The sequence below is a fragment of the Daejeonella sp. genome (assembly GCF_046590655.1).
Classification (GTDB): Bacteria; Bacteroidota; Bacteroidia; order Sphingobacteriales; family Sphingobacteriaceae; genus Daejeonella.
This window is the reverse complement of record NZ_JBKJUM010000002.1, coordinates 1-10,738: the sequence shown is the minus strand read 5'-3', so window position 1 is coordinate 10,738 and position 10,738 is coordinate 1. Positions and strand designations below refer to the sequence as shown.

Annotated in this window: 7 protein-coding genes and 1 pseudogene; 5 read left to right on the top strand and 3 right to left on the bottom strand. The window is 39.7% G+C overall.

Going from position 1 to position 10,738, the window contains the following annotated elements; genetic code table 11:
- Positions 1 to 209, bottom strand: a pseudogene (locus tag ACLL8Z_RS00100) (RagB/SusD family nutrient uptake outer membrane protein); the annotation flags it as partial.
- 42 nt (positions 210 to 251) lie between these two features.
- A complete protein-coding gene (locus ACLL8Z_RS00095) occupies positions 252 to 3,428 on the bottom strand; it encodes a SusC/RagA family TonB-linked outer membrane protein (RefSeq protein ID WP_411272703.1) in 3,177 nt (1,058 codons plus the stop codon).
- A 413-nt stretch (positions 3,429 to 3,841) separates the two neighbouring features.
- On the opposite strand from ACLL8Z_RS00095, the gene ACLL8Z_RS00090 reads away from it, so the two are divergent.
- The 4 genes from ACLL8Z_RS00090 to ACLL8Z_RS00075 all read left to right on the top strand — a co-directional run bounded on the left by ACLL8Z_RS00090 (position 3,842) and on the right by ACLL8Z_RS00075 (position 9,561).
- Positions 3,842 to 4,528 carry a DUF2064 domain-containing protein gene (locus tag ACLL8Z_RS00090; RefSeq protein WP_411272702.1) on the top strand — a complete coding sequence of 229 codons (687 nt, stop codon included), beginning with the start codon at positions 3,842 to 3,844 and terminating at the stop codon, positions 4,526 to 4,528.
- A 63-nt stretch (positions 4,529 to 4,591) separates the two neighbouring features.
- Complete coding sequence (locus ACLL8Z_RS00085) at positions 4,592 to 7,648, top strand: TonB-dependent receptor plug domain-containing protein (protein WP_411272701.1); 3,057 nt, start codon at positions 4,592 to 4,594, stop codon at positions 7,646 to 7,648.
- A 2-nt stretch (positions 7,649 to 7,650) separates the two neighbouring features.
- Positions 7,651 to 8,637 (top strand): phosphotransferase, encoded by a 987-nt coding sequence (locus ACLL8Z_RS00080; RefSeq protein ID WP_411272700.1) that lies wholly within the window; start codon positions 7,651 to 7,653, stop codon positions 8,635 to 8,637.
- Between the two features lie 3 nt (positions 8,638 to 8,640).
- Complete coding sequence (locus ACLL8Z_RS00075; protein WP_411272699.1) at positions 8,641 to 9,561, top strand: nucleoside hydrolase; 921 nt, start codon at positions 8,641 to 8,643, stop codon at positions 9,559 to 9,561.
- 35 nt (positions 9,562 to 9,596) lie between these two features.
- On the opposite strand, the gene ACLL8Z_RS00070 is transcribed toward ACLL8Z_RS00075, so the two are convergent.
- On the bottom strand, positions 9,597 to 10,292 hold the full coding sequence (locus ACLL8Z_RS00070) for a DUF547 domain-containing protein (RefSeq protein WP_411272698.1): 696 nt from the start codon (positions 10,290 to 10,292) through the stop codon (positions 9,597 to 9,599).
- A gap of 84 nt (positions 10,293 to 10,376) precedes the next feature.
- Between ACLL8Z_RS00070 and ACLL8Z_RS00065 the strand changes: the two genes are divergently transcribed.
- Positions 10,377 to 10,738: hypothetical protein (locus tag ACLL8Z_RS00065; RefSeq protein ID WP_411272697.1), on the top strand; the 362-nt coding region annotated here is incomplete at its 3' end.

The following is a 10,738-nucleotide window of genomic DNA, read 5'->3' as shown; positions in this document are numbered from 1 at the left end:
TCAAAATAATAATCACGATCAAAAACAGCCCGGGTTGCCGCATAAGCACCCATCAGGGCAATAGTTGCGTCTTCCTCAGTTTTCCAGAAAGCTTCCGTAGCCAGAGCTGTAGTCGGTTCCTGGTCAAGAAGACTTTTCTTGCAGGAGCTTTGGAATATCATCAATCCAGCGACAAGGGTTATGAGTGAAATTTTTGTATTTAGTTTCATTTCAATTATATTTTTTGGCTTGTACATGAATTTTAACAGCTTTTAAAACGTAAGATTGACAGCAACAGAATAAGATTTGTTAATGGGATAGAGATTGTTGTCGTCCGTCTGTTTTTCCGGATCAAGGCCCCTGAAGGAAGTAATGGTCCCGAGATTTTCTGCCGATCCTACAATTCTTAGATTACTTGCGCCCACGCGTTTAAGTAATTTGGAAGGCACGGTATAACCCACCTGAATATTCTTTAAACGCAGATAAGACATATCATCCAGCCAGAATGTGGTGGTTTCCCGATTAGCGCCATTTCCGCCCAGACGGGGCCATGCACCGTTACGGTTCTCAACAGACCATGGGTTATTTAAATGATCAACGGTGGAAGCATAGCGCGAATTACCAAAGTTCATGTTATTGTAAGCGTTAATCCAGTAATCCTTGCGGCCTGTAGCGCCCGACAATAGTACAGAAAGGTCCAGGCCTTTCCAGGCGACGTTTCCGTTAAAGGCAAAGTAAGTGGTAGGGCGGTCTTCCTGCAGGCCGTCGTACGCTTTCCTGTCGTTACCGTCAATACGGCCATCCCCGTTTAAATCCTGGCGAAGAATATCTCCCGGTGAGGCCCCTTGTGGAGTAGCATTATATACATCCTGCCAGGTTTGCGCGATGCCTTTGTCCTGGTAGGCGTATACAAAACGGTAAGGCATATTCAGGAAGGTACTGCCGCGACCTAAAAACTGGTTCCATTTTTCCAGGTTCGTTCTGTTGTAGGAAGCATTTACATTTATCCCGTAAAGGAAGTTGCCGGCTTTATCTTTCCATCCCAGGTCTAATTCCACACCCTGATTTCTCAGGTTACCAATATTGGTTCTGGGAGGAGGGCTGTAAGCACCGGTAAGAAGAATAGAAAACTCAGAAGGCCGGTTCATTCCGGTGGTTAAGCGATTGTAGTAATCTAAGGTTGCGCTTAATCTACTGTTCATAAAGGTCAGATCCAGACCCGAATTGAACACGGTAGTGGTCTCCCAGGAAAGGAAAGGATTAATTAATTTGCTATTTACGAATCCTTTCTGAACGTTCGACCCTGTTACATAGTTTAAGTTATTGAGTGTTTGCTGCTGTTCAAAGCGTCCCACGCCACTATTGTTTCCCAGGCTTCCATAACTTAACCTTAGCTTACCGCTGTTCATGAATTTATTGGTGAACTTATTAATGAAACCCTCCTCGGTAAAACGCCATCCGAAACCTGCCGAAGGAAAGTAGCCATACTGACTTCCTTCAACAAATTTCGAAGACCCGTCTGCCCGTATGCTCGCTTCAAACAGATACTTATTAAATGCGGTATAGTTTATCCGGGTGATGTAAGATCGCAAGCCTTCCGTACTGGAATTTCCGCCGGTTGACTGAATATCTGTGAGCGCAGCGTCAACTTCCCTTAAAGAAGGGTGTAAGCGGTCGTTCCTGGAGCTGCTCTGAAAACGATCTTTCCAGTATTCTTCACTATAAACCAATAAGCCACTCAGGTTATGGTTTTTCCCAAAACTTCTCGTGTAGTTTATACTCCCGTTCAGTAAAGTCTTGAACCCTGTGTTGGTTTGATTGGAAACGCCAGCATTTGCGCCGACATATATCCGGCTACCGAAAGAGGAGCTCTGGAAATTATACGCCTGATTAGGAGTAGGGGCATTCAAGCGAAACTGGTTATAATAAGTAAGCGCATAATCGACACGGGCTGTCAGTCCTTTTATAGGCGTCCAGTCGTAATAAACATTGCTGTTTACCTCCTGGCGATTGGTTTGGTTCTGGTTATTAACATACAGCGTATACGGATTGTATGCCTGAGGATCTTCACCATAAGCCATAACTCCACCGAAATAGCCTGTTTTAGGATCATAAGGCAAGATGCCTGCAATAGCAAACTGCATATCCGTGCCTGCGGTATTTCCAGGGTCTGGATCGGTAAACCCTTCCGATAATGCAAAAGTAAAATCAGACCAGTTACCGTTAAACCGTATACCCACGTTCATATTACTCTTTACCTTTGAGTCGAAATTGAAACGCCCATTGTACTGCTTATAATCGTTATTGATCTGCAATCCCTTTTCATCTTTCATTCCAACGGAAGCGAAGAAATTAGATGCGTCATTTCCGCCGGATGCGGATACGTTATGATTTTGAAAGGTGCCATTTCTCAAGATTACATCCCACCAATCGGTATTGGGATATCTCAGCGGATCAACCATTCCCAGTGCCATCCATTGATCGATGGTTCCATTTCTGAAGGTCTGGTTGCCCGGAAGTGTATTTACTGCAGCCCTTTGCTGGTGAAGAGTTAAAGCTCTTGGGTAATCGGCCATAAACTCCATAGCCCGGGTTGGTACGGTGAGGGAGGTGTTGCCGGTATAATTAAGGGTCGTTTTATTTTGCCCTTTACCGGTCTTGGTAGTGATCAGGATAACCCCATTGGCAGCCCTGGAACCATAAACAGCGGCAGATGTCGCATCCTTTAATACAGAAATCGTTTCAATATCATTGATGTTTATTCTATTAATATCCACATCCGGCATTCCGTCGACAACCACCAGCGGGCTGGCATTATTTACGGTGCCTAAACCTCTGATGATTAAACTGGCTTCGTTATTACCCGCCATACCTGAAGACTGTACAGCCGCGAGGCCCGGTACCAGTCCCGTTAATCCGGATGAAATATTAGGCAGGGCTCTGCTGGTAAGCTTCTCATCAACGGTAACGGTAGCAACAGCTCCGACCAGATTGACTTTTTTCTGCTTTCCATATCCGATAACCACAACTTCACCCAATAAGGCGGCATCTTCGAGAAGTGTCACATTAATGACCGTCTGATTGTTAACAGCAATATCCTGGCTAGTGTACCCTATGGATGAAAACACCAGGGTACTGTTGGGATCGGTTAAGGTCAATGTATAATTACCATTGACATCCGTACTGACGCCCTGGGAAGTGCCTTTAACTTTAACACTTGCCCCAATAAGCATTTCGCCTTTAGCATCTTTGACCTGCCCTCTCACCACGATATCAGCACGGTTCACTGAAGTGGGAAAAGGCATGGACGAAGAATTCGAATCTTCATTAAAGCCCCCTGCGCTAACTTGCAGGGATGCAGCAATGATTATCAGGGTGGTAAGACGCATGATAGGCCCTATTTTATGGGAACCAGGTGCACGCAATTTAAGTAAATGATTTTTATGCATTTGCTGAGTTTGGTTTAGCAAATTACCTTCAAACCGAGGTATTTGCTGATGAATGTTTGAGATTTTAGAATTGATTGCCCAACATGTACCAGGAATGCGATTGCATATCTGGTTTTTAGCTTCAGCCTTTCGTTCGTAGAATTTTAGTCATAGTTATAGGTTAAGATTGATACTTAGTTTGAGATTGTATTTCCTGTCTGATAAGCCATTAATGATTATTTAAATATATAAAAAAAATTTCGGAGGTCTGAGGTCGGAAGTCTGAGGTCTGAGGATTTAGCCGGACAATACGCCCAGGACCCCGTCGGGGGAGAGACGCAGTCTTAATCCCTCCAACCTCTGACTTCAGTTAATCCCGACATTTTTTCCTCATTCCTCAATCCCGTTTCAAAAAATAATCGTACTTAGCGTATATGAATAAAACGGCGATTGTACTTTTTGCAAGTTCACCTGAGTTTGAAGCCCGGTCAAAAAGTTTTTCCCCTTATTCATCACAGAAGGCTACTCAGCAGATCTCCAGAGTTATTACTCAACATTTTTATCGGTTAGCTCAACAAAGTTCGGCTGATACTTTTCTGATTGATTCAGTTCAACAACAAGGAAATAACTTTGCAGAGCGTATCACCAATACGTTTAATCTTACTTTTGCAAAAGGTTATGAAAATGTAATTTGTATAGGAAATGATTGTCCTTCGTTAACTTTAAACCTGCTGGAAAACGCCATTACGCAGGTTGAGAGCAGGAAAATTGTTTTAGGCCCCACAAAAGATGGGGGCGCTTATCTAATTGCCATACCAAAAAGCCTGTTCAATGCTTCGGCCTTTGAACAGATTAAATGGCAAAGCAGTCAAACGTATCATAATCTGAAAAATGTTTTCCAGTCCGTTAATGCAGAAATTCTTGAAACGGAGATTTTATCGGATATTAATAAGCCGGAAGATATTTTAAACTCTGATAATAGCACATTCATTATAAAATTATTAAATCAGTTAATCAACAATTTTGCAATTATATTCGTTCAAAAGGCTTGTCGACTTATATTAAATTACCATAAGGCTGACACCCCATCTTTAAGAGGCCCCCCCGCTTTGTCTATTTAAGAATCTTTTTCAGTTTCCAATTCCCAATCATCTGTTTTATTTATTTATTTTCTTAAACACTCAATGAAAAGAATTTTACTTTCCATACTCGTTATGGTATTGTCTGCTTATAGTTATGCACAAACTGCTTTAGATATAACACTTAATAATACGGATAATCAAGCTATACCAGGTTTGGAAGTTGCTGTTTACAACAACAGCTCAAAAGCAATTCAAAGAATTTCTACAAACAATGCCGGCGTAGCATCTTTTGCCGGCTTATCTGCAGGTACATATGAAATCCGAATAAGAGCGTCTATAAATTACAATGCCCTAACTTCAACAGTAATTCTGGACAACACCGGAGATTCAAAAAGCGTAGTTTTACGTTTAAGCAGAAAAGCGGGTTATCAATTAGATGAGGTAGCCATTACCGAAAACAGTAGCCAGTCAGTAAAAATAAACAGAACCGATGCTGCGGTGGCTTCTTATATTACCAAAGCGCAAATACAAACGTTACCCATTGAGGGGCGAGACGTAACCAAGAGTTTATATCGTTTACCGAATTTAACGATTTCTTCTATGGGTTATAATGAGGCCCCAACTATCGCTATAAATGGTTTAAGCGGGATCTACACCAATTATACCATTGATGGGCTGGACAATAACGAACGTTTCTTAGGTAATTCGAAATTTAACACACCCTTTGGTTTCACAGAAAGCATTTCGGTTTTAACGAATAATTATTCTGTTGAATTTGGTAATACCAGCAACGGAATCGTCAATGTAGAAACGCGTTCTGGTTCAAATGATTTGACTGCTGAAGTTTTTTACCTGACCCGCCCGGGTTCGGTTATAGACAGTAAATCGGCATTTGCCAGTTTAGATTTATATGGAAATCCTGTTAAAGATGGTTTTCAACGTCAGCAGTTAGGTGTGGGTATTGGTGGAGCTTTAAAAAAGGATAAAACGTTTTTTTATTTTAATTTGGAGCGGACCAATGATATTAAAGACAACCTTTTGAATGTTCCGGAATTAGGGGTTAATGAAGCTATCCGGGGAAAAAATTTCTTTACCTATGCTTCCGTGAAATTAGACCAAAACTGGAATAAAAATTTCCATAGCAGTTTAAGGGTAAACGTGGGTTCGTTTGATGTGGATGCTCAAGGCGGTGGTTTAATTGGAGGTACTAATTTTCCATCCTCAGGTTCAACTCAGAAAAACAGAACCTATTTAATTGCTTTAAAAAATGACTACACTATTTCATCAAGGCTGAAAGCAGAAACCAATTTTCAATCATCGTTTTTTAGATGGAATTACAGAGACCGACCAAACATTGGTAAACCGGGTGCTATTGTACAAGATCCGACCGGCAGAAACATAGCCACCATAGGTTCCATTGATTATATTTTTGATGATGATGAATATACCAATCAACTGCAGCAAAAGTTCAGATATACTTTAGGCAAACATAATTTACTAGGCGGAGCGGAATTTACAACCTCTGATTTTAAATTATTAGGTGCTGGTAATTCTTATGGCTTTTATACTGTAAGATTAAATGCACAGCAATTAGCTGATTTAAAAAATAGAAATATTGGCTCAGCACTCGATATTCAAGATATACCAGGTGATGTACAGGTTATTAGATACCAGGTAGACTTAGATCAGTCGGTCTTTGGCGAACGCCAGAACGTTTTCAATATATATGCTGAAGACAATTTTAAAGTGAATGAACAGTTGGATTTAAACTTAGGCGTTCGTTATGACTATGACAATTTATCGCTTGCTGGCGACACTAAAGGTGATCGGAATAATATTGGTCCGAGAGCTAGTTTTAATTATAAATTGGATGATAGAAATGTAATCAGAGGTGGTGCCGGCAGGTTTTATGATAAAATAAAATACTCAGTAACCAGTGATAACCTGCAGTTCAGTAACAACTCAGCTAATTTCAAAAGACAGTTAGCAGAATTACAGCGATTAGGAATTTTAGACCCCAGGGCAGATTTAAACAGAATTACAAATGCAGGTAATTTGAGAGCTGTTTATGCGGATGCCACCCCGGCAAACAACCCTGCTTATCTAAAAGGTCCGGCTGCTGAATCTGCTCAGGGAAGACGAGGTGACCAATCAAATGCCAACTTTAGAATTAAAAACCCGAATGGATACGATAACCCGTACTCCGATCAGTATAGTCTGGGTTTTCAACGAAAAGTAAATGAAAACATTTTATTTTTCATTGATTTAGTTCATACCAGAACGAATGATTTGTTCAGGATAAGAAACTTAAACGCCCCATCAACAGCTTTTAAGCTTCCGGCAAATGCACCTGCACAATCTGCGAAAGACCCTAACCTGGCGAACCTGGATAGACCAGTTCCTATTGTCACTGTGGGTGGTCAGTTTAGAGCAAAAATTGGAACCGAGCAAATTGGGGGTATTGCGCGGGATGTTTTCATGACAGAGACGGACGGAAAAGCCAGATATACAGCTGCAAATTTTTCTATGGTGAAAGTAAAAGGGGCTAATGATTTCTTTTCATACCGTTTTTCTTACTCTTTATCAAAAATAATGAATGATACAGAGGGTATTAATGTCAGGGCGCAGGATGCAAATAATTGGGCTAATGAATATGCATTTGGCGACAATGATAGAACCCATGTTATTAATGCACTATTTACCTGGTATCCGGTTAAAAATTTAACCGTTACTCCTGCAATGCTTTTCCAAAGCGGGCAGCCTATCACCTATTACGCAAATAGTTCATCTTATAATTTTGTAAACGCTGCAGGAACACGGATTAATACCGGTGACTTAAATGGAAATGGAGAAACTCCAGGATTTTCAAGTGATCTACAGCCCGGTGAAACCAGGAATAACGGAAGATTACCCAGTGCAACCAACTTTGATTTCTCTGCAAAATACCGATTGGATCTGAAAAACAAATCAGGAATTGAGTTCTCTGCTGATATATATAATCTTTTAAACTCGACTAATTTAACAGGTTTTGCATCCACTAGAGGAGCAAGTAATCAAGTGCAGATTGGAGCGAGGAGTGCCAATAATTTAAACATAAGAGCTTCAGGTCCACCGCGTCAGTTTCAATTTGGGATGAGATATGTATTAGGTAATTTTTAGTTATGCATTTAGATAAAACTCAGTTATCAGACCTGGCGAATTATCTGCAACACCATGAGCTGATAAATGCTCATGATGTTGTAGTATATGCAGAGAAACCTGGCGAAGGCAACATGAATTACACCTTGAGGGTGCGAACAAAAAACGGTCAATCTCTTGTCACAAAACAAGCAAGGCCTTATGTAGAAAAGTATCCCAGCATCCCTGCGCCTGAAGAACGCATATTGGTAGAGAGTGAGTTTTATAAAACTATTGCTGATAATGATTTTCTAAGAGCCCATACACCTGAAATCCTGCTGACAGATAAAGAAAATTACATTTTAGTGATGGAAGATTTAGGGACTGCCAGTGACTATACCCTGCTCTATAAAAAAGGAAACAATCTCTCTGTTTCAGATGCTGAATTGTGTGCGGCGTTTATTCATCAGCTTCATAGCAATTACAAAAACAAAGGCAAGGATTTGTTGATGGATAACAGCAAGTTAAAAGCATTAAATCACGAACATATTTTTGTTTATCCTTTTTTAGGTGATAATGGATTTGATTTAGATCTGATTACTCCGGGACTTCAGGCCTCGTCTATGCCTTACAAAAATGATAATAAATTAAAAGAACTGTTGAACAGTCTGGGTGAAACATATTTAAGTACTAAGGATACTTTATTGCATGGTGATTACTATCCGGGGAGTTGGTTGAATACCGAAAAGGGGCTGGTAGTAATAGATCCTGAATTTGCATTTTATGGTAAAGCGGAGTTCGATTTAGGCGTTTTGTTTGCTCACTTATATTTGGCACAACAGCCTGATGAAGTATTCAAAACTATTGACGCAAATTATTTAAGAGAGGATAGTTTCGACGAAGCCCTGTTTAACGCATTTACCGGTGTGGAAATAATGCGTAGAATTATAGGTTTAGCGCAATTGCCATTGGAATTAAACTTAAAGGAAAAGGAAGAGCTGCTACAAGAGGCTTATAATCTAATCAGTTAGTTCATGGAAAATAACGTAAAAAGAATATGGTTTGATACCGACATCATGATTGGTTTGCCAGAAAGGGCACCTAGAGAAGTGGACGACGGTATTACTTTAATGATGGCCTTACGGCAAAAAAATATAGAAATAGCGGGTATAAGCATCATCACGAATGCCGATTATGGTTATGAGGTAACACAAAAACTTCTAAAATGGTATCATGAAGGTGAACCAATTCCTGTGTTTAAAGGTTCTGATCTGGCAAATGATGTAGGGACAGAGAATGATGCTACTCTGGCATTAGCTGATGCGTTGCGAAAAGAAAAATTAAGCATCCTGGCATTAGGCCCAATGACAAACGTGGCTACGGTGTTAAAGAACCACCCCGAACTGGCCAGCCAAATTGAAGAGATCGCTTTTTGTATTGGAAGAACCGCCGATTTTGAGTTTAAGCCAGGTTTAGAAACATTAATTGTTAGCGATTATAATTTTGATAAAGATGTAGTTTCCATGAAAGTGATCTTAGACACGGATATCCCTCTGGTGTACTCTGGTTTTGAAGCCAGCTGTTCGCTGTTTTTAGGCACTATTGATTTTGACAGACTCAATAATAATGGACATGAAGGCGATCAATGGGTTTATGAGAAATTAAAACATTGGAGCGAGAGGGGAAAGGGGCTTTTTGGGGTCGAAGGATTTATCCCTTATGATGTAACACCACTGGGCTATTTTACGCATCCCGGCTACTTTAAGTGCCATGAGAATATCCCGACACAAATAAACGTAAAATCTAATTATTCGCCCAGAGATCCACGAACAGAAAAGGAATATCTGGAGGTTTCGTATGAGTTTAAATCAGAGAGGAAAGTAAAATTTGTTTACAAAACTCTACCGGGGTTTGAAGAAGAAGTGATCAAAAGCCTTTTGAGGAGGGATAATTAGTTTGAACTTCAGCTGCATTGCTAATAATTTAAACTTTATTTTCCATTTAAGGCACAATTGTAAGGTAAGTAGGTGACGGTTGTGCTTGCGTTCAAAGGTGTTTCAGAGTATCTATTCATCCAATTAATTAAAGTTGTGGTATCAGTAAATTCATTAGAAAAATCATCCCAATACCAATGAAACAGGCTGGAAACTCCAATGGGTGTATCGGTTAAACTATTTTTATCCGGGTCGTTTATAAAATCACTGGTTTGATCCTCCAGCTGTTCTTCTAACTTATCGGCAATAAATGCTTCGTTTCTAAATTTAGGACAAGAAAATGAAGCACAAACTATGGAGAAATGGATACGAGGTTCGTGAAACTGTTTTCTGAGGATTTCATGTTCAATTTTATCAAGGGTGAATTCTTCAGAACCAATTTTAAAAAAGGGTATCTTCCAGGGAGAGGGTTCGGTTTTAATATCTTTAATTGAGGCTACACCGTAATTATTTAAAATGAGTTTTACGGTAAAAGCATTATAAGCGTTAATCCAATAGGCTAACTTTTGCTTAACAGTCCAATTGGACAATGGTATTTGAAAGCTCAACAAAGCAAGGTATTCATCTAATTTAACTTCATTATTTTTAAACCCATTATAATCTACAAACCCATTTTTAGAAACACAAATCTTTACCAAATCGTTCCAGATGGCGTGTTGGTGGAAGTTTTGTAATTCAAAGTGATTGTACATATTGCTCTTAAATATTTTAAAGATATACCCGAAAGTCGGTTATTTGGATTTTACATTTAATAATTTTGAAATTATAAAAATGGTATGAAATACTTCTATATTATTATTTTCACGCTTACTGTTATCACAGCTCTTTATTCATGTAATCAGAATACAGAGTCATCTGAAAATAACGACCCTTTGATGCAGCAGTCATGGGAGCAGATCACACAGAAAGCTAAAGGTACTTCTGTGGTATGGATGAAATATTTAGGTGATAAAAAAGCTAACAAACATATCGAGGAAGTTATTGTGCCTTTGATAAAAGAGAAGTATGATATTACTCTAATCATCATTCCGGGACAGGGAAATGGAATTGTAAGCAGCATCATGAGCGAAAAAGAAGCAGGCCTGGAAAAAGGTGAAACTGATATTGTTTGGATAAATGGAGAAACGTTTTACCAGCT